The sequence below is a fragment of the Rhodovulum imhoffii genome, from assembly GCF_003046545.1.
Lineage (GTDB): Bacteria > Pseudomonadota > Alphaproteobacteria > Rhodobacterales > Rhodobacteraceae > Rhodovulum > Rhodovulum imhoffii.
Window position 1 is genome coordinate 51,599 of the sequence record NZ_QAAA01000004.1, and the last position, 24,696, is coordinate 76,294.

General features: G+C 63.3%; 19 protein-coding genes. 7 read left to right on the plus strand and 12 right to left on the minus strand.

Features of this window, described 5'->3' with window-relative positions; translation table 11 throughout:
- The first annotated feature begins 4 nt into the window (after nucleotides 1–4).
- The gene (locus C8N32_RS04610) at nucleotides 5–1,063 is read left to right on the plus strand and encodes a hypothetical protein (RefSeq protein WP_107891309.1); all 1,059 of its coding nucleotides are present in this window, start codon (nucleotides 5–7) and stop codon (nucleotides 1,061–1,063) included.
- 308 nt (nucleotides 1,064–1,371) lie between these two features.
- Here C8N32_RS04610 and C8N32_RS04615 read toward each other — a convergent pair whose 3' ends face one another.
- From C8N32_RS04615 to C8N32_RS04630, 5 genes are all read right to left on the minus strand, one after another.
- Nucleotides 1,372–3,960, minus strand: coding sequence for a glycosyltransferase family protein (locus C8N32_RS04615; RefSeq protein WP_146159684.1), 2,589 nt, complete (start codon nucleotides 3,958–3,960; stop codon nucleotides 1,372–1,374).
- A gap of 154 nt (nucleotides 3,961–4,114) precedes the next feature.
- Nucleotides 4,115–5,056 (minus strand): polysaccharide deacetylase family protein, encoded by a 942-nt coding sequence (locus C8N32_RS14925; protein ID WP_170106731.1) that lies wholly within the window; start codon nucleotides 5,054–5,056, stop codon nucleotides 4,115–4,117.
- A 2-nt stretch (nucleotides 5,057–5,058) separates the two neighbouring features.
- A complete protein-coding gene (locus C8N32_RS14930; protein ID WP_170106732.1) occupies nucleotides 5,059–6,312 on the minus strand; it encodes a hypothetical protein in 1,254 nt (417 codons plus the stop codon).
- Nucleotides 6,309–7,367: a polysialyltransferase family glycosyltransferase gene (locus C8N32_RS04625; protein ID WP_107891311.1), complete on the minus strand. Its 1,059-nt coding sequence runs from the start codon at nucleotides 7,365–7,367 to the stop codon at nucleotides 6,309–6,311. Before C8N32_RS04625 ends, C8N32_RS14930 begins: the two co-directional genes overlap by 4 nt.
- A 505-nt stretch (nucleotides 7,368–7,872) precedes the next feature.
- A complete protein-coding gene (locus C8N32_RS04630; RefSeq protein WP_107891312.1) occupies nucleotides 7,873–9,504 on the minus strand; it encodes an AMP-binding protein in 1,632 nt (543 codons plus the stop codon).
- A 376-nt stretch (nucleotides 9,505–9,880) separates the two neighbouring features.
- Here C8N32_RS04630 and C8N32_RS04635 point away from each other — a divergent pair, with 376 nt between their 5' ends.
- Nucleotides 9,881–10,660 (plus strand): succinate dehydrogenase iron-sulfur subunit, encoded by a 780-nt coding sequence (locus C8N32_RS04635; protein ID WP_107891443.1) that lies wholly within the window; start codon nucleotides 9,881–9,883, stop codon nucleotides 10,658–10,660.
- Between the two features lie 206 nt (nucleotides 10,661–10,866).
- Here the strand turns inward: C8N32_RS04635 and arfB are convergent, their stop codons facing one another.
- From arfB to C8N32_RS04650, 3 genes are all read right to left on the minus strand, one after another.
- A complete protein-coding gene (gene arfB / locus C8N32_RS04640) occupies nucleotides 10,867–11,289 on the minus strand; it encodes an alternative ribosome rescue aminoacyl-tRNA hydrolase ArfB (RefSeq protein ID WP_107891313.1) in 423 nt (140 codons plus the stop codon).
- Between the two features lie 251 nt (nucleotides 11,290–11,540).
- Nucleotides 11,541–12,164 (minus strand): queuosine precursor transporter, encoded by a 624-nt coding sequence (locus C8N32_RS04645; protein WP_107891314.1) that lies wholly within the window; start codon nucleotides 12,162–12,164, stop codon nucleotides 11,541–11,543.
- A gap of 89 nt (nucleotides 12,165–12,253) precedes the next feature.
- Nucleotides 12,254–13,078, minus strand: a complete 825-nt coding sequence (locus tag C8N32_RS04650) for an LOG family protein (RefSeq protein WP_107891315.1) — start codon at nucleotides 13,076–13,078, stop codon at nucleotides 12,254–12,256.
- Nucleotides 13,079–13,161: 83 nt separating this feature from the next.
- Between C8N32_RS04650 and dapD the strand changes: the two genes are divergently transcribed.
- From dapD to C8N32_RS04675, 5 genes are all read left to right on the plus strand, one after another.
- Nucleotides 13,162–13,986: a 2,3,4,5-tetrahydropyridine-2,6-dicarboxylate N-succinyltransferase gene (gene dapD / locus C8N32_RS04655; protein ID WP_107891316.1), complete on the plus strand. Its 825-nt coding sequence runs from the start codon at nucleotides 13,162–13,164 to the stop codon at nucleotides 13,984–13,986.
- A complete protein-coding gene (locus tag C8N32_RS04660; protein ID WP_107891317.1) occupies nucleotides 13,979–14,305 on the plus strand; it encodes a hypothetical protein in 327 nt (108 codons plus the stop codon). Before dapD ends, C8N32_RS04660 begins: the two co-directional genes overlap by 8 nt.
- A 64-nt stretch (nucleotides 14,306–14,369) precedes the next feature.
- Nucleotides 14,370–15,521, plus strand: a complete 1,152-nt coding sequence (gene dapE, locus C8N32_RS04665) for a succinyl-diaminopimelate desuccinylase (RefSeq protein WP_107891318.1) — start codon at nucleotides 14,370–14,372, stop codon at nucleotides 15,519–15,521.
- A 46-nt stretch (nucleotides 15,522–15,567) separates the two neighbouring features.
- Nucleotides 15,568–17,820 carry a ribonuclease R gene (gene rnr / locus C8N32_RS04670; protein WP_107891319.1) on the plus strand — a complete coding sequence of 751 codons (2,253 nt, stop codon included), beginning with the start codon at nucleotides 15,568–15,570 and terminating at the stop codon, nucleotides 17,818–17,820.
- 108 nt (nucleotides 17,821–17,928) lie between these two features.
- On the plus strand, nucleotides 17,929–19,179 hold the full coding sequence (locus tag C8N32_RS04675) for a lytic murein transglycosylase (RefSeq protein ID WP_107891320.1): 1,251 nt from the start codon (nucleotides 17,929–17,931) through the stop codon (nucleotides 19,177–19,179).
- Here the strand turns inward: C8N32_RS04675 and C8N32_RS04680 are convergent.
- The 4 genes from C8N32_RS04680 to C8N32_RS04695 all read right to left on the minus strand — a co-directional run bounded on the left by C8N32_RS04680 (nucleotide 19,176) and on the right by C8N32_RS04695 (nucleotide 24,695).
- Nucleotides 19,176–20,672, minus strand: coding sequence for a phosphomannomutase/phosphoglucomutase (locus tag C8N32_RS04680; RefSeq protein ID WP_107891321.1), 1,497 nt, complete (start codon nucleotides 20,670–20,672; stop codon nucleotides 19,176–19,178). The genes C8N32_RS04675 and C8N32_RS04680 overlap by 4 nt on opposite strands.
- Nucleotides 20,673–20,777: 105 nt before the next feature.
- Nucleotides 20,778–22,112 carry an alanine/glycine:cation symporter family protein gene (locus C8N32_RS04685; protein ID WP_107891322.1) on the minus strand — a complete coding sequence of 445 codons (1,335 nt, stop codon included), beginning with the start codon at nucleotides 22,110–22,112 and terminating at the stop codon, nucleotides 20,778–20,780.
- 439 nt (nucleotides 22,113–22,551) lie between these two features.
- Complete coding sequence (locus C8N32_RS04690) at nucleotides 22,552–23,274, minus strand: outer membrane protein (RefSeq protein ID WP_107891323.1); 723 nt, start codon at nucleotides 23,272–23,274, stop codon at nucleotides 22,552–22,554.
- Nucleotides 23,275–23,402: 128 nt separating this feature from the next.
- Nucleotides 23,403–24,695 carry an NAD(P)/FAD-dependent oxidoreductase gene (locus C8N32_RS04695; protein ID WP_107891324.1) on the minus strand — a complete coding sequence of 431 codons (1,293 nt, stop codon included), beginning with the start codon at nucleotides 24,693–24,695 and terminating at the stop codon, nucleotides 23,403–23,405.
- Between the last annotated feature and the right edge of the window lies 1 nt (nucleotide 24,696).

The following is a 24,696-nucleotide window of genomic DNA, read 5'->3' on the forward strand; positions in this document are numbered from 1 at the left end:
CGCGATGGGTCGGATTCGCACACGCCTGGCTGAAGAACACGACCGGGATTCGCTGATCGCGTTCGTCCGCGATTATTGGTCTGCGCGTCATGTTTTCGTGGATCAGCCAGAGGTTTTCGACTGGCAATATGCCCAGCGCGACGGTCGTATCAACATGATTCTTGCTGAAGAGGTCGAGGATTCCGGCACGGCAAGGGTTCTGGGGGTTCTGGGCTTCATCCCTATGGGCCGGTTCGACCCGGCGTTGGGGGATGATGATCTTTTGCTGGCCTTGTGGAAGGTTCGTGACGACATTGCCCCGCCGGGTTTGGGATTGCGTCTTCTGAAGTCCGTCCAATCCTTGCTGAAACCGCGTCTGATCGGGGCGATCGGCATCTCGGACATGGTTGGCCCAATCTATCGGGCGCTGGGCTACACGCTGGACAAACTGCACCACGCCGCACTGTTCGATCCGGAGCTTGCCACTTTCCGAATTGCGCAGGGTGTGCCCGGAGCGCGCCCGGCATTCGGTCCGGCGGGGGGGTATCGCTTACGCCCGTTCCTCCCGGCGGACGCAGGGGCCATAGCCACCTTGGCGGGCGCGCAGATCCCGGCCAAATCGACGGATTATATCCGGGAAAGATATATCGACCATCCTTGGTATGACTATACGCTTCGGGTCGTCGAGCGGGGGAATATCCCTGAGGCCCTTGTCGTCTGGCGTGCGGTCGATGCGGAAGGCGCGCGACTGTTGCGCATTGTGGACATGATCGGAGCACCGGACTGGTTGGCGTGTGCCGGCCCCTTGCTGACCCGCGAACTCCGCGCTGTTGGAGCGGAATATATCGACCTGATGCAAACCGGGGTTGATAAGGACATTCTGGATCGGGGTGGGTGGATGTCGCCCGACGATTACGATGGGTTGATCCTGCCGAATTATTTTGCGCCTTTTGAGGCCCGAAATACCCAAATTGCCTTGTCCTGGAAGATGTTTGGCGATTCAGGGGACAAACCCTTGCGTCTTTTCCGCGCCGATTCCGATCAGGATCGCCCGAACCAGCCGATGCAATACCGCAGCGTGTAAAATCCCTGCCGATGGGCGGGCCAGACGGCCCGTACTGTCAGGTGGCCCCGGTTTCGGGCGCATGGAACCGGTCTGAACACGGTATGCGGGGGCGGACCGTCCGGGCGCGCCATGGCGATTCGGCGCCTTGCCTCGGAAGGCGCCGTGCCCCCCCTGCATCCACACGCGCAACGCTGCGCGGCGCGTTGAGCGGAGGGGGCCGCATTTGCTTCCTCTCGTGTCCGGACAGATGAAAACGGGAGAGGCTCACCTCCGTTGCCGAAGGTGAAGCAGGACCGAAGGCACGGGTCCTTTTTCAGGGTCCCATTCTAGACCGAGAAGGTTGGGTAGGGCGGATCCAGGAAAAGATGCGAGGGGACTTCCAGGGGACCTCTCAGAGACGGTTCGCGGGCGATGTCTCTCACGAACTGGCACAGTCGCTCCGCGGGGCCTTCCACAAATTGCGGCTCGGCGGCCAGAAACGCAGCCTGCGCCTCCTCATTTGCCGCGGGGTCTGACAATCGTTTGCGGATTTCTTCGCAAAGTTCCGTCTGGGAACGAACCAACGGCGCATGGATCAACTCATGCTGGGCCAGGGGGTAATCTACATCGCCATATGTCACGCATATGACCGGGCGACCGGCAATGGCGGCGTCTACAGCGGCTGTGCTGTAGCCCGTAAGAACCACGTCTGAGGCTTCGATGAGAAGATCGGGCGAAGAGGTGAACATGTGAACATTCTTTTCCGCGCCGATTTGACGGGCGATACTCATGTATTGCTCGCGCCGGGTTTCGGTTTCTTCGGGATGGGGCTTGAGAAGCACGGTTGCGCCAAGTTCCTGTGCCGAAAGGAGGATCATCCTCCAGACATTGGAGACATGGCCCCACTCCGACGGCTGGCTGAAGAAACTGATCACACCGGAGCGCAGGGGAAAGACTTCGCCGTCCGCGGCCAGTTCGGCGCGTGCGTCTGCGGCCGGGCGGATCTGGCGCATGATGATACGCGGCGTGCCGATGACGCGGGTGCGGTCCCGGGAAATGCCAAAGCCGTTTTCCGCATCGGTTCGGAACTGTTCGGAAATGACACCGTAATAGTCGCTGGAGACCTTCGCGTACCGGCTGTAGTTGGCGTTCAGCGCATGTGCTTCCACGGAAAGTGTCGGCACCTTGTATCGGCGCGCTGTGGACGCGATCTGGAGTGTGGAGGGGGACCGGCAGGTCGTCAGGACGATGACATCGGGCAGACCGCGTTCCCGTGCCATGCGATCGAACCACTCATCCAGAACCAACCCATACAGAATCTGCGACTGGATCAGATTCTTGGAGATGTATTCGAGCCCACTCGCGATCAGATGCGCGATCGTGTCGTTTAGCCTGCGGCGCAGGCAGTATTGTGCCAACTGGCCGGACATCCACCGTTTGAAAGCCGTTTTCTCAAGGATGTACTGCGTGCGCAGAAGGTGGAACGGAAGTTCGTTGGCCGGGGCTCCGGTGTTTTCGATTTCCTTGTGAATATGCTCACCCCCCCCTCCCGAGACGACGATCCCGGTGGGAAATTCTTCCTGCAGGGCCGCCGCGTAGCCGGCCGTTGCAGAGATGTAAGCGGGGTTCGCTGTCGTTGCGACCAAGACGGATGGCAGTTTCGGAACCCGCCCGACCGCCCGGTCGGGCAGGGGGCTTGCCATCACGGCTGCATTTCGCCGGAGTTGATCCGGTATATCCAGTTCTTTTGGCAGCCAGGCCATGGCCTGCTGTCGAATTCGCGGCCCGTTCAGGATCGTCGTCAGGAAGTTATGGAAATCCAGCCGCTTGGAGATCGAGTGATCCAGGGACATGAATTCCACCCGCGGATCTGATGTCAGGCCCTTCACCCCGGCCAGTGTCATCACGAATTCCGACGCGGCAGAGACGCCAGTGAAGGCCACGACGATGTGATCGAAATCCGGATCCTTCAAAAGCTCTTCGGTGGCTCTGAGACGCAGCATCCGGAAGAAAAGGTGATCCGCAATCGCCAGTTCGATGCTCGACATGTCCCCTTCCGGGACGAGGTCGGGAATGCGGGAAATCATTTGTGCGATGTCTTGTGCCGCGTTCCGGACCTGGACATTGATGTCGATGTAGTTCTGGCAGAACCGGGTGATGCGGGTCCGGATATGTTCAACCATGATTTCCCCGACACCGGGGTAGTCCCGGTACGGCGCGAATTCGGCCTTGCCAAAGGTGTCTTTCAATCCGATCAGCGTGACACACTCTGCCCCACGCAGCAGAGGAAGGAAGGCCGCAGGGTCGGACAAGGTATTCGCGATGACGAGGCGATGACGTTTGGGCTGACGCAGGCCGTTGCGTTTCAGGCCGCGCAGAACGGGCTCGACATGTCTGGACCTGTCGGCGGGGCGTTGTCCATAGCTGTCGATGATCTGTGAAAAGGGATCGCCAATGATATCGGGTATGCGCGCGCGCGCCTGATCCAGGGCGGCGTTGTCTGCGGTCATCGCGGTCGCCACAAGGAAGGCCGCCGCATAATCTCCCCGTGTTTTCATGCGCGTGTCTATTTCGGGCCAGAGGGCGGTCCGTTCCTTCGCCAGGATTCGCGCCATGGCTGATGCAGAAAGCGGATGCTGGGCCATGTTGATCAGGATCAGAGGGTTGTCATCCATCCGCAATCCGGTTTCGACAAAGTTCTCCATCTGCTCCGGAAGCGTTTCGGCGAGTTGCTCAATCCGGGCTTTCACCGCCGCCCAGCCCTGTTTTTTTGCCGGGCCTTTCCAAAGCACCTTGTGCGAGGCTTCGATGCCGGCAAGGCGTTCCGCCGAGGCCATGCGCATACGAAGCTGACGGGCCTTGAGCGCCCGTACATTGCGCACCACGCCCGGCCCCAGCCGTCGCTTGAGCGCCTCGCGCCGCTGAATCGGGTTCATTTGCAGAAATCGTTGGCCCTTAAGTCTGAGCCGTTTCAGGAATCCAAACATCTTCACTTCCATTAAGGCTGGCCGGGTGCCGGCGGCACAATTCGGCGTCTTCTATTATTTTTCATTTTTGCCCGTATCAGGGGCAGGACAACGGGTTCGGTTTTCAGCGGGGAAAATCGTTGGTATCGAAACGCGGCAACAATAACGGGTCGTTTCGGGATAAATCGGCGGTTGCAACTTCCGTTGTCAGACCCAGCGTGCATTTCCGGCTGCGCAGGACGTCCAGAAGCTCTTCGTTCCAGCCGCCGAACGGATAACACATGACCCAGTGATCCTCGATCGGGGCACCGATTTCACGCAGGAAATCCAGCGAGGTATCGATTTCCGTCTCCTGCACCGCGCGTGGAATCCGGTTGAGCCAATAGTGAGACGCACCATGGGAGCCGAATGCCATCCCGCAGGACTGCATCAGCCGTGCCTGTTGTGTGCTGATATAAAGCTCGCTTGCGAAAGCCGGTTCATCAGCGGTCACGAATTGTGCGAACAAGTCCTGTGCTACCCGGTTGCGCATGTCTTCGGGCAGAACTGTTTGCAACATGCGCTTGATATAGATCGTTTCGGCATCGTCGAACCGGTTGGGGTGTGCCCAGTCTGCCCGGTAGGCCGCGACCGGCTGCAACCCCAGTGCGGGGTCGGCCGCTTCGATCGCGGCATCGATTCGTTCCGAAACCTGCGCGGGGTTTTCAAGGGTTGCGGCAAGAATGAAATGAACCCGGTTCACGTCCAGCAAAACGCCGTCGCGGATCGGGGCGACAGGCGGATAAAAACACCCCTGCAAGCCGCGTTCATACAGTTCCGGAAAGACAAGGTTGTAATGCTCGGCATATCCGTCGTCGAATGTCAGCAGCGCCGCGTCCGGGGGCAATGCGTGACCCTCGCGTACCGCAGCCACCACATCTTCGACCCGTACGATCCGGTAATGCGATTGCAGGTAATCCAGTTGTCGCCGGAACCCGGCGAAATCGAGGCCGCGAATGCCGGGATAACGTGTGCGGGCAAAGTCACGAACGTAATGATACATGACTATGGTCAAGCTGCTTTGCATTTTCAGCCCCCTGGCTCCGACTCGCGTTCGGACACTAGGCGCGATGGGGCGGTATGTCCATCGTCGGAGACCACCCTGGAACGTCGGGCCAGAAGGCGTTCGCTGGCCTTTATCATGCTGTCGTAGCGACGGTTGCTGAAGCCGAAGATGCTGGAGGTGAGGTCGCCGCGATGTCCGGCCAGAAACGGCAATGTCGTCACCACGCGCAGACCGGGCATCGTGCCCAGCCAGGCGTCGATGCTGTTCGTCCCGATCCCGCCGCGGTCCGGTGCCCAATCCGCAAGACGCTCCAGCGCCCGGCGGTTGTAGATGTTGAAGACCATCCCGATTGTCTGGTCCAGGTGTACGAAGGTATGGCCCTCCCGAAGGACGGCGCGCGGGGTTTTCCGGATTCCGGCCAGATTGGTGACCAGCCCGGAAAATATGTCCCAGTCGGTCTGACGCAGGTAGGCGCGGACGGCGCGAAGGGTCTCCGCGTAGTCCGGGGCAAGCGCCACATCGTCTTCGCAAACGGTGAGCGGGACAACCCCTTGGGCAAGCGCCGCGCGGGCCATGGTCGCATAGCTGAAAGCCGCCCCGTGCCAGCCGGGAGAGAGACGGATACCGTCGAAGAGGGTGAACGATGTCCCGTGGCGATCCGTAAAGGCGCGCCGCCGCGCCGGTGTTTCCGGAAGGCTGAGGCACAGGGCCCTCTGGGGGGAAAGATTGCGTAACGCGGGAAATACCTCCGGGGTCAATCCCTTTGCGCAGATGCCTCCGGCCGCGACCAGCCAGCGGGTCAGCCCCGCTGCCAGCATGTCGTGCGATTCGCCTGATTCGCCGGGCGATGGCAGAACGAAGACCTGGCCTGGCGGGACGCCGGCACCGACCAGGGCGTCGAATCCGGCGCCGGGGGTCAGGATGGCGGTGGCGTCTTGCGCTGCCCGACGTGCGAGCGATGGCGCAAGGGTCCCGGCAATCTCGGGGGATGTCAGCAAAAGGCTGCCGCTTGTCGGGGGGGGCAGGTGGCTGGACGCGGAGATGACGTAAAGGTCGTGTGCCGCCGGGGTTTGACCTTCGCCATGCAAGACACCCAGAGCCGCCAGCGCCTGTTTTACATCTTGCAGGGCATCGCCGCTTGTCCCCCGGACCCGGATCGGCGTCTGCACGGGAGCCAGAGCGACCGCACCCCGACGGGATCGGCGATACCGCATGCGGGCCCAGACCCCGGCCATGCCTTCGCGCCGCAACGCGCGCCATGCCCGCGCCGTTTTCAAGAGAGACCTTCTGTCAGAGCCGTTTCGAGACGTGCATCCCAGCCGCTCAGATCCCCGCGCGCGAAGGCCTCGGGGGTGACCAGTTGCAGGCTCCGGCATGCGAAAAGCGGGCCGTGACGGTCCAGCGCCGAGCTGCAAAGAGAAACCGCCAGTGCAAAGCGTTCATCCGACAAACAGGGCCAGGCCTCGATCGGGAAAAAGGCCGGCACCCCGTTCTGACCGTCGATCCGGGCATGTTCCTGTGGGTGGCGCTTGATGAGCACGCGATACCCGCGCCTGCGCAGGATCTGGGCCATCCGTTCGTAAAGAACTTCCTTCTCCCGGGGAGAACACAGGCCCGGCCGGTCGATCGGCTGGGTCAGGATCACGGCTGTCGCGCCGATGCGGGATATCGGCGACCCGGACCAAAAGACACGGGCCAGATCGTGGCGGGTGCGCTCAGGCAAGGTTTGAATCAGTCCGGTCATGTCCAGCCGGCTGGCCTTGGCCGCAAGCGCGGGGGGAAGGCTTTGGGGCGCGGCGACCTCGATCCGGTCAACCCAGGGTTCCTCCCCCATGAAATGATACCGCGGAGATCGCCCCCAAAGCCCCCGCAGAAGGGCCTTGCCAAAACTGATCGGAAGGGAGTGGTAGGTGCCCAGCCCCTCTTCGCGCAAGATGATGCGCTGACAGCGGTGGCGCAGCGTCTTGGGGAGGAAATGGCCCGTGGTAAAGATATACGCGTCCCGGTAGGCCGGACGAAGCCATGCCGGAGGGTGGGCCGCCGGACCTGCGAACCAGGCCCCTGGGCGTGGGGCCCAGTTCCGCCGCAAGATTGCCGGCAGCCCCCCCGGCAGGGATGCGAATTCTTCCGCGGCCTCGCAGTCGCGACGTATCAGGATCGGGGTTTGCGGCATCAGCGCGTGCAAACGCGCGATGACCTGCTCGGGGATCGGGGCGTAATCGGCCAGATAAACGATTTCAGCCGGGTAGGGGGAGGAAAGGATCGAGATCAGCGTATAGAAAAGAGGTCGCGAACTGGGCACGACGTAAAGATCGGGAAGGGGCTCGGCCATCTGTTCATGCCTTTCCTCCGAGTCCGTTCGGATGCCCGGACCGGAGACTTCCTGCATGACGTATACGGGCCGTCCTGTCGGCTGCATCGGGTCTTTCGTGGTCGCAATGGTCTTCGGCAGACTCTTAACGTCTGCTCCCGGTCGATCAAGCTCCCTTGGCAAGGTTTTCCGAAAGAACGTCCCGACAGGTGGGATTGCGCGGTCGCTCCGGGCTGGTGCAGCGGGGGGCGCTCCACGGTCTCCCCGCCCGCCGCTCTTTACGGGTCGCGGGGCATCGCCGCGAAATCCTGTGCGATTCAGGGCAGGGGGAATCTTGTGATGGACGGCTTGCGCCCGGATTGACCGGCCCCCGGAGGTGGCGCCGGCCGGGAGAGGCAGCCCTGTCTGCCCGCCCCCCGGGCGGTCGGATGGGTCCGGAGGGGCGCATGGGAAGTGCGTCGGGAACGATCCGCGATATGGCCGACCCGGCTTTTTTGCCGTTTGGAACGGTCTGCTCCTGTCGGCTCTAGGGGGGCGACCCGGCGCGGGCCATGGCGCGAAGCTCCGCGCGGATGATCTTTCCCGTTGTGGTCAGGGGCATCGTGCCGATGAATCGCACGATGCGCGGATATTCATGGGCGGCAAGCCGCGTCCGGACCCGGTCGGCGATGTCCGTGGCCAGCGCATCAGAGGGTTCGGCCCCTTCCACCAGTTGGATGTAAGCCGCAACAACTTCGCCACGCAGCGGGTCGGGCACGCCGATGACGCCGGCCAGGTGCACGGCGGGATGGGTCATCAGGCAATCCTCGACCTCTCCGGGGCCGATGCGGTAACCGCCCGAAGAGATCACGTCGTCGTCGCGCCCGATGAAACGAATCTTGCCGTTCCGCATCACCCCCCGGTCGCCGGTCAGCAGCCAGCGCCCGCCCGGGCCGGTGGCGAACTTGGCTTCCGTTGCCTCCGGTGCGTTCCAGTAGCGCAGGAACATCACCGGGTCGGGTGCGTGCACGGCGATGACGCCCTCGGTGCCATCCGGGCAGGGGCGGGCGGCATGGTCCAGGACGCGCACGTCATGGCCCGGAACCGGCGCCCCCATCACGCCGGGTGTGGCGGGTTCCTGAACGCCGCAGGCGCTGACGATCATGTTGCATTCGGTCTGGCCGTAAAATTCGTTGATCTCGACACCAAAAACCCGCCGCCCCCACTCCAGCAGTTCCGCGCCCAGGGGCTCTCCGCCCGAGGCGACAGAGCGCAGGCACAGGCCATCGGCCAGATGCTCCGGCGCGCGGCGCATCATCTTCAGGGCCGTGGGCGGCAGGAAGGTATTGCGGATGCGTTTTTCCCGCAGCAGGCCGAAGGCGGCTTCTGCGGTGAACTTGGAAAACCGGCGCGCCACAACCGGAACCCCATGATGAAGCGCGGGCATCAGAACATCGAGAAGCCCGCCGATCCAGGCCCAGTCCGCCGGGGTCCAGATCAGGTCGCCGGGCTGGGGAAGAAAGTCGTGGCTGATCTCGACGCCGGGCAGGTGCCCCAGCAATACCCGGTGCGCATGCAGGGCGCCCTTGGGGTTGCCGGTAGTGCCGGAGGTATAGATCAGCAACGCCGGATCGTCCGCTGCGGTGTCGGCGGGGGTGAACGCCTCATCCGCTTCCGCCAGTGCGGCCCGATAACTTTCGGGGCCGTCGTCGTCCAGTATCAGCACATGGGCCAGCGCGGGCAGCCGGTCGCGCAACGCGGAGAGTTTTTCCGCGCCCGCCCGGTCGGCGATCACGGTCCGGGTGCCGCTGTCATGTAGCCGGTGGAGCAGGGCATCGGGGCCGAACAGTGCGAAAAGCGGCAGGCTGATCGCTCCGAGTTTATGCACCGCGATATGGGCTATGGCGACCTCGGCCCGCTGAGGCATCAGAACCGCGACACGGTCCCCCGACGCCACGCCGCGGGTAACAAGCGCGTTTGCCAGGCGGTTGGATTGCGCGCGCAGCCGGGCATAGGTGAATGTCCGTTCGCCCCCCTGGTCGTCGATGTCGAGAATTGCCGTGCGGTCCGGGTGTTTCGCGGCCCACCGGTCACAGATATCGACACCGATGTTGAACCGCGCCGGGATCTCCCACCTGAAGTCGCCGGGACGGGTCCTTCCTTTTCCTGTTGAAAGCATGCTTCCCCTCCCCGGAAGTATGCCAGACCTGAATTGAACGATCGTTCAGGATGTGAACATGCCTCCTCCGTCCTGTCAACAAAGGTAAGCCTGCCGATCCCGCCCCGGCTGTCCCTGGGCGAAAGACCGGGCCGCCCATCCGGGGCCGCCCGCCCGCTCCCGCATCGCCGTAAGGAACGGCGGATGACCCCGGCGGGTCGGCGGTGTGCACCGTGCCGGGCCTGTGGGACACAGGCAGGATCACGAACGCCCTTGTCCCTTGCCGCGCAAAAATGATGAAAAAAGATGGGCCGGGGGTTACGGTTTCTTGCAGTACACCGCGGCATGCGCCATAAGAAGGGCGCTTTTGAAGGATCTGGACAGGAAGGCAAATCGCATGGTTCAACTGCGACTCCCCAAGGACTCTGTCGTCAAGCTGGGCAAGACATGGCCGGCCCCCGAGGGGGCAACCAACCTGAGAAAATTCCAGATCTACCGCTGGGACCCGGATGCGGGCGAAAACCCGCGGGTCGATACCTATTTCGTCGATCTCGACACCTGCGGTCCGATGGTTCTGGACGCGCTGATCAAGATCAAGAATGAAATCGACCCCGGGCTGACCTTCCGGCGCTCCTGCCGGGAAGGGATCTGCGGGTCCTGCGCGATGAATATCGACGGGGTGAACACGCTGGCCTGCACACGAGGCATGGATGAGATCAACGGAACGGTGAAAATCTATCCGCTTCCGCACATGCCGGTGGTCAAGGATCTCGTGCCCGACCTGACGCATTTCTATGCCCAGCACGCTTCGATCATGCCCTGGCTGGAAACCAAGACCAGTACCCCGGTCAAGGAATGGCTTCAGTCGATCGAAGACCGCAAGAAGCTCGACGGCCTGTATGAGTGTGTGATGTGCGCCTGCTGCTCGACTTCGTGCCCGTCTTACTGGTGGAACGGGGACAAATACCTGGGCCCCGCCGCGCTGCTGCATGCCTATCGCTGGATCATCGACTCGCGGGATGAAGCCACGGGTGAGCGCCTGGATCAGCTTGAAGATCCGTTCAAGCTCTATCGTTGCCACACGATCATGAACTGTACCAAGACCTGCCCGAAAAATCTTAACCCCGCCAAGGCCATCGCCCAGATCAAGGGCATGATGGTGGACCGGGTAATCTGACCTGAAAACCGGGGCGGGCGGGGGCAACCGTTTCGGGCATGGCGCGGTTGGATGGCCGCCCGCCTGTGTGGGCACGACATCTGTCGTGCCCGGGCGGTCGTATCCCGAGGTGCCCAACGCGCCGGTGGTTTGATCCCCGCCCTGAAAGAATGCGCCAGCGCGCGGTTCCGGCGTGCTGGATTGGCTGTACCTGCCGTGCCTGGGGGTTAGCCGTTCGGGTCTTCGACCTTGTTGCGCATTACCTTGATCTCGCCCCGCGCCTTCTTTGCTTTCAGCCGCCGTTCCACTGAACCTTTTGTCGGGCGTGTCGGGCGCCGTTTCCCGGGGGTGATCAGGGCTTTGCGAATCAGCTCCGCAAGGCGTTCGCGGGCAATCTCCCGGTTGCGGGCCTGGCTGCGGGTTTCGTCCACCTGGATCAGGATCGCGCCCTCTTTCGTCCACCGCCGACCGGCCAGGCGCTTCAACCGCGCCTTTACCGGAGCGGGCAGATTCGGGCTTCGGGCGGCCTCAAAGCGCAGGTCCACCGCAGAGGAAACCTTGTTCACGTTTTGCCCGCCGGGTCCCGACGCACGGGAAAAGACCTCGGTCAGTTCCCAGTCGGAAAGGGTGATCTCGTCGGTGATGCGCATGGGGCAAGATAACGCTATGGCGGAAAACAAGAAAGGGTCGCCACGGGCGACCCTTCCGAGATCAGGGAGATGGGCCGGTTAGAGCAAGAGGCCCAATCGGGGGTGTTCTGACTTTGGGATTGCCCTCAGGCCACGGCCCCCCCGACTGTTCCAACACCTGTCTCCAACATCACTCTGGACACTGGACCACCTCCTTTCTGTGACTGCCGATGGTTAAAGCGTGCCACAGATTTAGTGGAAGTCAAAAGATTTTACGCAATCTGTGCCGTCATTCGCCTGACAATCAGGCGAAAAGGAATCAGTGCGGCCAAAGCGAGGGCAAGTTTGACACACCAGTCCGCCACCGCCAGCGATGCCCATAGCGGGACAACCGGGCCGACGCCCAGAAGCGGCAGGGCCTCATTGGCCCATCCGACATCGTTGGCGGGTTCCAGGACCGTGAGAGATGCGGAAAACGCGACGGTGAAGAAAAGCGCCGTATCCACGGAAGACCCGATCAGCGTGGAGACCACCGGCGCCCGCCACCAGCGCCCTTCGCGCAGGCGGTCGAAAATGACGATGTCCAGCACCTGAGCGGTCAGGAAGGCGGTGCCGGAGGCCAGCGCGATGCGCAGGGTCACCAGCGGGCCGAACTCACCGGAAATCTGGGTGCCAACGAAGGAGCAGATCACCCCGGTGACAAAACCCGCGAATACCACCTTTCGGGCCGTTCGGGGGCCGTACACCCTGTTCATGACATCGGTCACCAGAAAGGCGAGCGGATAGGTAAAGGCCCCCCATGTCAGCCACTGGCCGAACAGGAACTGGACGAGGATATTGGAGGCCACCACGATAGCGGCCATGGCAAGAATGCCGGGAAGAACTGCGCGGTGCATGGTTGTGCCCGTTTTGACAAGGTTGCGGCGACTTGGTCCGCCCGTGCGGACGCGTCTTGTTAGCGCCCTGCGGGCTTTGCCGCAAGGGGTCAGTCGCGCCGGGGCGGTTGCCAGCGTTCGATATAGTCCACCGCCTCGCGCGCGGTTTCGACGAATTTGAAAAGCTCCAGGTCTTCGGGGGCGATGGTTCCTGCCTCGACCAGCGCGTCCCAGTTCACCAGTTTGCGCCAGAAGCTTTCCCCAAACAACAGGAAGGGTACCGGGTCCATCCGCCCGGTCTGGATCAGGGTCAGACTTTCGAACATCTCGTCCAGCGTGCCGAAGCCGCCGGGGAACACCGCGATTGCGGCGGCCCGCAGCAGAAAGTGCATCTTGCGGATGCCGAAGTAATGGAAGTTGAAGCTCAACTCCGGCGTGACATAGCGGTTCGGGGCCTGTTCATGCGGCAGCAGGATGTTCAGCCCGATGGAAACGCCCCCGGCATCCGCCGCGCCGCGGTTGCCGGCCTCCATCACGCCGGGGCCGCCGCCGGTGACGATCACGTTGTGGCGGCCTTGTGCGTCGCCATTGCGCAGGGTCATCAGGCGGGCGAACTCGCGCGCCTCGTCGTAATAGCGGCTGAGATCCGCCAGCGTTTCGGACCGGGCGGCACGTTTTTGATCCGGTGCCGGAATGCGTGCGCCGCCAAACAGGACGACGGTGCTCTCCACTCCGTATTCCGACATGATCAATTCGGGCTTGAGCAGTTCCAGGTGCAGGCGCAGCGGGCGCAGCTCGTCGCGGAGCAGGAAATCCGTATCGTTGAACGCCAGCCGGTACGCCGGGGCGCGCGTCTGCGGTGTATCGGGGATCACCCGGCTGCGCTGAATGTCCTGCTGGGCATTGCGGAACGGGCGTTTGGTCGACTCGGTCATGGGATTGCCTGCATTGCGCCGTTTGGAAGGAGCGTCTATAGCCTTGAAGGCCGAGACGCCAGACATCTTTGCCGGAGGAGCCCATGACCACCCAACTCGAATCTGCCATCGAAACCGCGTGGGATGCGCGCGATCAAATCACCCCCGCGACCGGCGGGGAAACCCGCGAGGCGATCGAGGAAACGCTCAACGCGCTGGACCGCGGGGTGCTGCGGGTCGCCGAACGGCGTGAGAATGGCGACTGGCACGTGAACCAGTGGGCCAAAAAGGCTGTGCTGCTGGGTTTTCGCCTGAAGGACATGGAGTTGCATGACGGTGGCCCCCAGGGCGGGGGCTGGTGGGATAAGGTCGACAGCAAGTTCAAGGGCTGGGGTGAACAGGAATGGAAAGCCGCCGGGTTTCGCGCGGTGCCCGGCTGCGTTGTCCGCAGGTCGGCCTATATCGCGCCCGGCGCGGTGGTGATGCCCAGCTTTGTCAACCTTGGGGCCTATGTCGACGAAGCGACGATGGTGGACACCTGGGTGACCGTCGGCTCCTGTGCGCAGATCGGCAAGAACGTGCATCTTTCGGGTGGCGTCGGCATTGGCGGGGTCCTCGAACCCATGCAGGCCGGTCCCACCATCATCGAGGACAACTGCTTCATCGGGGCACGGTCCGAGGTTGTGGAAGGCGTGATCGTGCGAGAGGGTTCGGTGCTGGGCATGGGCGTCTATATCGGCCAGTCCACCAAGATCGTGGATCGCGAAAGCGGTGAGGTCATGTATGGCGAGGTGCCGCCCTACTCGGTGGTGGTGTCCGGTTCGGTCCCGTCAAAAGGGGGCGTGAACCTCTACTGTGCAGTGATCGTGAAGCGGGTGGACGCAAGGACCCGCTCCAAGACCGGCATCAACGAGTTGCTGCGTGACTGACAAGCCCTCCAAAAAGCAGCAGGTCTTTACGCTGGTGGTCGAAGTCGGGCGCAAGGCCGGGGACGGTTTGCCCGACAAGGCTTCCGGCGCGGGGCTGATCTGCTTTGCCTCCGGCGTGGATGAGGCCGAGGCGGTCCGCGAAACCGTGGCGGTGCTGAAACAGGCCGGGCTGGCCCCGCTGGATGTCACCGGCCACGGGACTGCCGGGGACCGCCGCGCCCAGGGCCATGAGATCGGCGCGGAAGAGGTCGCGCTGATGGACCGGGCCCTGGCGGAGAACGCGGTGATCGTGGCGCAGATGGACCCGTTCTTCGACTGATCCGCCGCGTTGCGTCCGGCTGTGGCGCGGTTTATCGCTGGTGCGACCGATAAAGGAGCCCGAAATGCCTGTCACCGACCCCGTCGCCCTGACCGCCGAGTTGATCCGCTGCCGCTCCGTCACGCCGACGGAGGGGGGCGCGCTGATGCTGTTGGAGGGGCACCTGACAGAAGCCGGCTTCACATGTCACCGGGTGGACCGGGGCGGTGTCAGCAATCTCTTCGCGCGTTGGGGCGCAAAGGGGCATGGGCGAACCTTCGGCTTCAACGGCCACACGGATGTGGTGCCCGTGGGGGATACCGCCGGATGGACGGTGGATCCGTTCGGCGGGGAAATTCGTGACGGTCTGCTTTGGGGGCGCGGCGCGACCGACATGAAATCAGGCGTGGCGGCCTTTGTTGCCGCGGCGATCGATTTCGTCACCGAAACCCCGCCCGACGGCGCGCTTGTGCTGGCCATCACCGGCGATGAGGAAGGCGATGCCGTGGATGGCACGGTGGCGCTGCTGGACTGGATGGCCACCGAGGGAGAGTATATGGCGCTGTGCGTGGTGGGCGAACCCACCAGCCGTGAGACCCTGGGCGACGTGATGAAGATCGGGCGGCGCGGGTCGATCACGGCATATTTCGCCGCGCAGGGTGTGCAGGGGCATGCCGCCTACCCGGAGCGCGCCAAGAATCCGCTGCCGGCCATGGCCCGGCTGGTGACGCGTCTTTCAGGGGCACGGTTGGATGAGGGCACCGCGCATTTCGACCCTTCCACACTTGCCGTGACCACGGTGGATACCGGGAACGCGGCGGCGAATGTGATCCCCGGCGTTTGCCATGCCACGGTGAACATCCGCTTCAACGAAACCCACAGCCCCGACTCCCTGACCGACTGGCTGCGTGCCGAGATGGAAACCGTGGCCGGAGAAACCGGCATTTCCTTTGCGCTGGAAACCAGGGTGTCGGGGGACAGCTTCCTGACACCGCCGGGGGATCTGTCCGCGCTGGTCGCCCGTGCGGTTGAGGCCGAAACCGGCCGGCGGCCCGAAATGTCCACCTCCGGCGGCACGTCGGATGCGCGGTTCGTCAAGGATTTTTGCCCGGTCGTGGAGTTTGGCCTGGTCGGCAAAACGATGCATCAGGTCGATGAACGGATTGAGGTTGCGCAGATCGAAACCCTCAAGCAGATTTATGCCCGGATGCTGGCCGACTATTTCGCCAACTCGTGACGCGATAGAGGCTGACGCCGCGCAAGGCGCATGGTAGGGCAGGGACATGAGCCGCATCCCCTCCAAACCCGAGATTCTCAACTGGATCGCCGACAATCCCGGCCTGACCACCAAGCGTGATATTGCCAAGGCCTTTGGAATCAAGGGATCTGACCGTATCGACCTCAAGCGCCTGCTGCGGGAACTGGAGGACGAAGGCCACCTGCAAAAACGACGCAAGACCTACCGTGATCCGGAAAAGCTGCCGCCGGTCACGGTGCTGCAAATATTGCCGCCCGACGACGCGGGTGAGATGTTCGCGCGCCCGCTGGAATGGCACGGTGAGGGGCCGGAGCCGCGCGTCCTGTTCATTCCGCGCAAGGCCGAGCCGGCACTGGCCGGCGGCGACCGCATCCTTGCCCGTCTGGCGGAGGTGCGTGATGAGGATTACCAGTATGAGGCCCGCCTGATCCGCCGCATCGGCACCAACCCGGTGCGGATACTGGGAGTGTTCCGCAAATCTTCCGAAGGCGGTCGCATTGTCCCCGTGGACAAGGGGGCAGACAAGGAGTGGGCGGTCGCCCCCGGTGCGACGCTGGACGCAAAGGACGGTGAGTTGGTCGAGGCCGAGCAGGTCGGCCCGCGCGCCCGCATGGGGCTTCCCAGGGCCCGCGTGGTGGACCGCTTGGGCGACCCGACCGCGCCCAGGGCCGTCAGCCTGATTGCCATTCACCAGCATGGCATTCCCGATCATTTTCCCGACGCCGTGATGGCGGAGGCGGATCGCTGCAAGCCTGCGGGGCTTGGCGGGCGGGAAGATCTGCGCCACCTGCCTTTCATCACCATCGACCCGGCCGATGCCCGCGACCTTGACGATGCCGTTCTGGCCCTGCCCGACGGTGATCCGAAGAACGAGGGGGGGTATATCGTCTGGGTCGCGATTGCCGATGTGGCCCACTATGTCACCCCCGACAGCGCGATGGATCGGGAGGCCCGCAAGCGCGGCAATTCCACCTATTTTCCCGACCGGGTGGTGCCGATGCTGCCGGATCGGCTGTCGAGCGACCTGTGCTCCCTGAATGAGGGTGTGCCGCGTGCCTGCATGGCTGTGTGCATGAAGCTGGACGCCGCCGGGCACAAGATATCGCACCGCTTCGCCCGCGGGCTGATGCAATCCGTCGGCCGGTTGGCCTATCACGAGGTGCAGGAGGCCATGGACGGTATGCCGGGCGAGGCAGCCGCGCCTTTGCTTGATGATACGATACGCCCGCTTTACGCTGCCTATGCCGCCGCGCGGAAGGCCCGTGCAGCCCGTCAGCCGCTGGACCTGGACCTGCCCGAGCGGCGGGTCGAACTGTCCGGGGACGGGCGGGTGAAATCGGTCAATTTCAAGGACCGTTACGATGCCCATCGCCTGATCGAGGAATTCATGATCCTCGCCAATGTTTCGGCGGCCGAGGAGCTTATCCGTCTGCGCAGCCCGCTGTTGTTCCGGGTGCACGAAGAACCCAACCCCGATAAGCTGGAGGCCCTGCGCGAGGTGGCGCAGGCGTCCGGTTTCACGCTGGCCAAGGGGCGGGTGCTGAAGACCGGCCACCTGAACCGCCTGCTGGAGCAGGCTGCGGGCACCGAGTTTTCCGAGCTTGTCAACCTGTCCACGCTGCGCGCGATGACGCAGGCGTATTACAGCCCGGAGAATTTCAGCCATTTCGGGCTGGCGCTGAAGGCGTATGCGCATTTCACTTCCCCCATCCGACGCTACGCCGACCTGATCGTCCACCGGGCGCTGATCGCCGCCCATGGCTGGGGCGAAGACGGGCTGTCCCCTGCCGAAACCGACGCGCTTGAGGAAACGGCCCAGCACATTTCCGAGACCGAGCGTCGTTCGATGATGGCGGAACGGGACACGACGGACCGTTATCTTGCCGCGTATCTCTCCGATCGGGTGGGAAACGAGTTCTCCGGCCGTGTGTCCGGGATCGCGCGGTTTGGCCTTTTCGTGAAGCTGGATGACACCGGGGCCGATGGGCTGGTGCCGATGCGGGATCTGGGAAATGAGTATTTTCACCACGACCCAGAGGCACAGACCCTGATGGGTGCCGACAGCGGTATCGAGATCGGCCTCGGCCAGCCGGTGACGGTGCGCCTGTCCGAGGCTGTCCCCATCACCGGGGGGGTGTTGCTGGAATTGCTGGAACTGGATGGCAAGCCGTTGCCCAAGGGGCGCAGCACGGGGGGTAAGCCGGTACGCCGCAAGGTTGTGCGGGCAAGGAAGAAGACAGCCAGGACACGACGAAAGCTGGCCCGCACCCGGCGCTGAGGCTCACGTTTTGGCGAGACTTCGCGCGGGGTCGTGCGCGGCGCTTTGAGAAACCGCGCGCCGGATGTACACTTGCCCAAAACCAGAACGGTGCGAGCAGGTGAAATCATGAAAACTTTGACACAGGCAGTCGGCCTTGTCGCGACGCTGACGGTGGGGGTGGCATGGGGTGCGCCCGAAATCTCGCCGCGGCCCGAGACGCGGCCCGCACTGATGGAGGCCGCGCAGATCTCCACATCCAGCCACGGCTTTCAGAACTGGATTGCGGGGTTCCGGGGGCGCGCGATGGCGCAGGGTATTTCCTCCCGTGTCTTCGATTACGCCTTTCAGGGCGTACGCTATGACGCCGAGATCATCCGCAAGGACCGGAACCAGTCGGAGTTTACCAAAACCATCTGGGAATATCTCGACAGCGCGGCGTCGGATGCACGCGTACGTAACGGGCAAGCGGCGCTGCGCAAGCACGCCCGCCTGCTGAACCAGATCGAGGCCCGCTATGGCGTGGACAAGGAGGTTGTCGTCGCGATTTGGGGGCTGGAAAGCGCTTATGGGGAGTATCGTGGCTCCACCCCGCTGATCGGGGCGCTGGCGACGCTGGCTTATGACGGGCGGCGTGGGAAATTCTTCGAACAGCAGCTGGTCGCCGCGCTCAAGATCATCCAGGCCGGGGATGTCAGCCCCCGTGAGATGACGGGCTCCTGGGCCGGGGCGATGGGGCACACCCAGTTTATCCCGACCTCCTACCTTGCCTATGCGGTGGATTTTACCGGCGACGGCAAGCGGGATATCTGGTCGGACAACCCTGCCGATGCCCTGGCCTCGACGGCGGCGTACCTGTCGCGGTTCGGCTGGCGCAAAGGGCAGCCCTGGGGGGTTGAGGTCGTGCTACCGCGCGGGTTCGATTTCAGGATGGCCAACCGCAGCACCCGCCGCAGCCCGGCCCAGTGGGCGGCGATGGGGGTGCGTGGGACGAACGGGCGCCCTGTGCCTGATTACGGGAAAGCCTCGATCCTGCTGCCAGGGGGGGCGCGGGGTGCGGCCTTCATGATTTTCGACAATTTCAAGGTGATCGAACGCTACAATGCCGCCGATGCCTACGTGATCGGGGTCGGGCACCTGTCGGACCGGCTGAAGGGCAAGGGGCCAATCCAGGCCAAGTGGCCGCGCGGCGACCGGGCGCTGAAATTCGCCGAGCGTAAAGAGTTGCAGCAGCGCCTGACCCGCGCCGGTTTCAACACCGGCGGGGTCGACGGCAAGATCGGCCCGAACACGATCGCGGCCATCCGCGCCTATCAGCGCGCCGCCGGCTTGGTTCCCGACGGCTATGCCAGCCTCGATCTGCTCAAGCGATTGCGTTAAAACGTCTGGTCGTAATCGCCGACCTGGGGCTCGGTGCGGATTACCCCATCGAGTTCCGTGAAAATGGCGCGCAATTCCCCGCTGCTGGTGCTGCTTTCGCAGACCACCACGAGGTTGGGGGTATTGGAACTGGCACGCACCAGACCCCAGCTTCCGTTGTCGAGGATTACCCGCGCGCCGTTGACGGTCACGACCTCGCGGATGGGACGGCCACCGAGCGTTTCCCCGGCCTCGAATTTGCGGACCAGCTTTTCCACGATCCGTGCGAGAACGTCGTATTTCTCGGTGTCGGCACAGTAAGGCGACATGGTCGGGGAGGCGTAGGTCGTGGGCAGCGCGCGGCGCAGATCGCTCATGGATTTGCCGGGGTTGCGGTCCATCAGTTTGCAGATTTCGACAGCCACCCGCAGGCCGCAGTCATAGCCGCGTCCGATGGGGGCCGCCAGGAAGTAGTGGCCCGATTTTTCGAACCCGGCCAGCGCGCCGATTTCTTTTACCCTGCGCTTCATATGGCTGTGGCCGGTTTTCCAGTAATCGGCGTGGGCGCCGTTGGCCTGCAATTCGGGGTCCGAGGCGAAAAGCCCGGTGGATTTCACATCCGCCACGAAAGTCGAGTTCGGGTAAAGGCGTGACAGGTCACGGGCCAGAATCACGCCCACCTTGTCAGCAAAGATTTCTTCGCCCTCGTCATCGACAACGCCGCAGCGATCCCCGTCGCCGTCGAAGCCCAGCGCAAGGTCCGCGCCGGTGGCTTTCACCGTTGCGGCCATATCGTGCAGCATCTCCATGGCTTCGGGGTTGGGGTTGTAGTTGGGGAAGGTGTAATCGAGCGTGTTGTGGCTTTCGATTGTTTCCACGCCCAGGCGTGTGAACAGCTCCGGTGCGAAGGCAGACGCCGTTCCGTTCCCGGTGGCACACACCACTTTCAGCGGGCGGGTCATGCGGAAATCGCCCACGAGGTCGTCCAGATATGCCTCCCTCACACCGTCGACAAACTCGTAGCCGCCGCCGGGATGCGGCTCCGCGCTGCCGGACAAGACAATATCGCGCAGTTCGGCCATCTCGTCGGGGCCGTGGGTCAGCGGGCGGTCAAAGCCCATCTTGACCCCGGTCCAGCCGTTGGGATTGTGGCTGGCGGTGACCATCGCCACCGCGGGGACGTCAAGATGGAACTGCGCGAAATAGGCCATGGGCGACAATGCCGGCCCGATGTCCCTGACCTGGATGCCGGCCTGCATCAGGCCCAGAACCAGTGCGTGCTTGATTGCCAGCGAGTAGTCCCGATAGTCGTTCCCGACGGCGATGACAGGGGCGATGCCCCGTTTGCGCATCTGTGTGCCCAGCCCCATCCCCAGCGCCTGCATGCCGGGCAGGTTGATTTCCTCCGGGTATTTCCAGCGCGCGTCATATTCGCGAAACCCGGTTGGGGCGATCATCGGGTCACGCAGGAATTCCCACGTATTCGGCGTAACGGTGAAATGGGGGCTGGTCATTTGGAAACCCGTTCATGAAAGCGTTGCTTCTTGGTTACGGGCTTTGTCCGGCCGGATCAACACGCGGGTTTCGGACCCCGCCCCGGACGGGGCGGGGTGAGGCGCTTAATCGTGGTTGCGCCAGTAATCGCGGCTGATTGCAAAGACCGTGCCGCTGAGCAGCACCAGCGCGATCAGGTTCGGAATTGCCATCAGGGCGTTCATGATATCGGCGACGATCCAGATCAGGCCAAGGTTGCCGACCGCGCCAACCACCAGCCCCGCCACCCAAAGCAGGCGAAAGGGCAGGATGATGCCTGGGCCGAAGATGAACTCCGCCGCGCGTTCGCCGTAATAGGACCAGCCCAGAACGGTGGTGAAGGCGAAGATGATCAGTCCGAGGCTGACGATCCATTCGCCGCCCGGCAGGCCCTGTCCGAAGGCCAGCGCCGAAAGCTGGGCCCCGGTTTCCCCGCTTGTCCACGCGCCGGTGGTGATGATGACCAGCGCGGTCATGGTACACACCAGAATCGTGTCGATGAACGTGCCCAGCATGGCAACGTGGCCCTGGCGCACCGGATCGTTGGTTTGCGCCGCGGCATGGGCGATGGGCGCGCTGCCCAGCCCGGCCTCGTTCGAAAAGATGCCGCGCGCCACCCCGAACCGAATCGCCGCCATGACCGCTGCGCCGGCAAAGCCGCCGGTGGCTGCCGTCCCGGTGAAGGCATCGGTCACGATCATTTGCACCGCCGCCGGAACGTCCCCGATATTGGCACCCAGGATGATGAGGCCGCCGGCGATGTAAAGCACCGCCATCAGCGGAACAAGGTGCTCGGCCACGGCGCCGATGCGTTTCACGCCGCCGATGATGACGACGAAGGTCAGGGTTGCCAAAACCCCGCCGGTTATCCAGGGCGACACGCCGAAGGTGCCCTCTACCGCGTGCGCGACCGAGTTCGCCTGAACGGTATTGCCGATACCAAAGGCGGCGACGGTGGCAAAAAGGGCGAAGAGCCAGCCCATCCATGCCCAGCGCGGGCCGAGCCCGTTGCGGATATAATACATCGGTCCGCCGACCCAGCGCCCGCGGCCATCCTTTTCACGGTAGCGCACGGCCAGAACGGCTTCGGCATATTTGGTGGCCATGCCGACAAGCGCGGTCAGCCACATCCAGAACACCGCCCCCGGCCCGCCAAGAAAGATGGCGGTGGCCACCCCGGCGATATTGCCGGTGCCGATTGTGGCCGACAGCGCCGTGGTCAGCGCCTGGAACGGGGTGATCTCGCCTTCGTGGCCTTCCATGGCCTTGCGGCCCTGGAACATCATCCGGAAACCATAGCCCAGCTTGCGCTGAGGCAGAAAACCCAACCCGAAGGTCAGGTAAAGCCCGCTGCCCAGAAGCAGAACGAGAACCGGAGGCCCCCAGACGAATGAGCTGATCTGATTGAGAATTTCGGTCATGATCCCTCGTGGTTTGCATCGTTTTCAAGTACGGTCCCCGCCTGCGCGGTCTACTGCAATCGGCAACGAAATTTAACGTCTTGCGGGTGTCTGCAAGCGCAACAATCCATTAAGGTTGTATTCGTGGGCGTCAATGCGGCTTTTGGGGGCCCGAACCGCCAGAGGATTTTCACGTCACGTCATGTCCGTTTGGGGAGCAGAAGAGCCGGATTTTTCGACATACCGGAACCATAGCCTTGACACCCGGGGATTTGCTATAAGCATGGCGCGAGACCCCACTTCTCCTGTTCGGGTGGATCTCCTCCCTGCATCCCCTGATCATGGGGTCTCCGGCCGCCCGTGACTCCTCTCGCGGGCGGCCGATCTGCAAACGGTCGCGCCAGGCGGATCCGGGCCGATCCTGCGGGTCGGCCCGGAGTATCAAGAAGAAGACCTTCGGTCAGAACTGGAAATTCACGCCCAGGTTCAGAGAAAAGTAATCGGGCGTTGCGTAGGTGGCGTGATCGTTGGGGCCTGTCAGTTTTTCCTTGCCGTAATTGCTGTATTGCAATTCACCGCGTACGGACCAGCGTTCGCTCATTGCGCGCTCCATCCCGACGCCGAGCACATAACCCGTGCGGTCGAAGTCATCGTCAATTCCGATGTCTCCACCGGCATCGGTCCCCTTGACGCTGTAATCGAAGCTGCCGCGTGACAGACCGGCGAAACCGTAAAGCAGAGTGTCGTCCCGCACCATCTGGCCCACGCTGCCGCGCAGGGTGATGGCCGTGTTCAGGGAGGATTCGGATTTCACACCCTTGTCGGTGGTCGAGTCCTCGACATTCCCGAAACTCACGCCCAACTCGCCGCCATAGACGAGATTGTAGTTGCGCCAGCGGTAGCCCAGATGCAGATCTCCCAGCACGCCGCCCAGCTCCAGCTTGCCGGCGTTGTATTTCGGGACCGGATCGCGCAAACCGACACGGTCATCCCCGCCAAACGCAAAACCCAGGGATGCCCCTGCATACACACCTTCAAAAATCGTAAAAGCAATCGGCGCAGCACTAATAATTTCAGGTTCTTCCACGTTGGGGGCCAGACCGCCTGCGAACACGGGTGCCCCTGCGACAACGGCGGTGCAGCACAATGCAGCACACACCGAAGGCATCTTCGGGTGGATCATGTAATTTCTCCTCGTAATTCAACCCATTGAAAGACTAGCTTAACACGGGTGTCCGGGTAATTTCCGGAACACAAGAGCGACAAAATGTCATGTCGCGTCAATGCCGCAGAAAACCCCTTGCGCCTGCTTCATAGCCCCAGCCTGTCGCGCAGCCCGTAATACCATGACCCAAGAACCGAATAAGGCACCCGTAGCGCCCGCCCGCCGGGGAAGGGCAGCCAGGGCAGGCCCGCGAACACGTCAAAGCGGGTCAGGTCCCCGTCGATGGCCTCGGCCAGGATACGGCCGAAGGTATGGCTGCCGGTAACGCCGTGGCCGCTGTAGCCGTGGGCGAAGTAGGTGCTTGTGCCAAGCCGCCCCATCTGGGGGACCCGGCTGTAGGACAGCGCGAAGTTGCCGCTCCAGGCGTGGTCGATTTTCACGTCTGCGAGTTGGGGAAATACCTTCAGCATGTTCGGGCGCAGTTTGGCGGTGATGTTCTGCGGGTCGGTTCCCCCATAGACCGTGCCGCCACCGAACAGGAGCCGCCTGTCCGCCGACAGGCGATAATAGTCGAGGATATAGCGAATGTCTTCCACGCAGGCATCGCCGGGCAGCAGCGCACGGGCCCGGTCTTCGCCCAGCGGTTCTGTCGCCATGACCTGGGTGGAGACAGGCATGACCCGTGGCGCCAGCGCGGGCACGACATGGCCCAGATAGGCGTTGCCGCACAACACCAGCGTCTTGCACCGCAGCGTGCCGCGGGCGGTGTGTACCATCGGTATCCCGGTGTCGGCCTTCAGCACGGGGGACATCTCGTAAATCCGCCCGCCGAGGGATTCGACCGCGTCGGCCTCCCCCAGCGCGAGGTTCAGCGGGTGCATGTGGCCCCCCTTTTCGTCGAGCATTCCGCCAGCGTAGACCCCGGATCCGACATGGGCGCGGATCTCTTCCTGTGTCAGCAGATGCTGGCTGGTAATTCCGTGACTGCGCCACAGCGCGTGGCGCTCCCGCAGGTCCCGCATCTGGGCTCGGGTGCAGGCGGCGAAGATGTTGTTGGGTTTCAGGTCACAGCGGATATCGTAACGGGCGACCTTTTCGCGGATGATGTCCCCGCCTTCCATCACCAGCCCGGCGATGAAACGCAAGGTTTCCGCGCCATAGCGCCGCCCGATCGTTTTCAGGGATGCGTTCAGCCCGTTCACGATCTGCCCGCCATTGCGTCCGGACGCGCCCCAGCCAATGCGCGCGCCCTCCACCACGGCCACGTCGTATCCCCGCTCTGCCAGGTGCAGCGCGGTGGAGAGGCCTGAATACCCCGCCCCGACAACGCAGATATCGGCGCTTTGCGCGCCTTCCAGTCCCGGGCGCAGACGTCTGGTGTTGGCGGTGGCTGCATAGTAACTGGGCGCATGGGCGCCGGTTCCGGCATAGGCGGACATG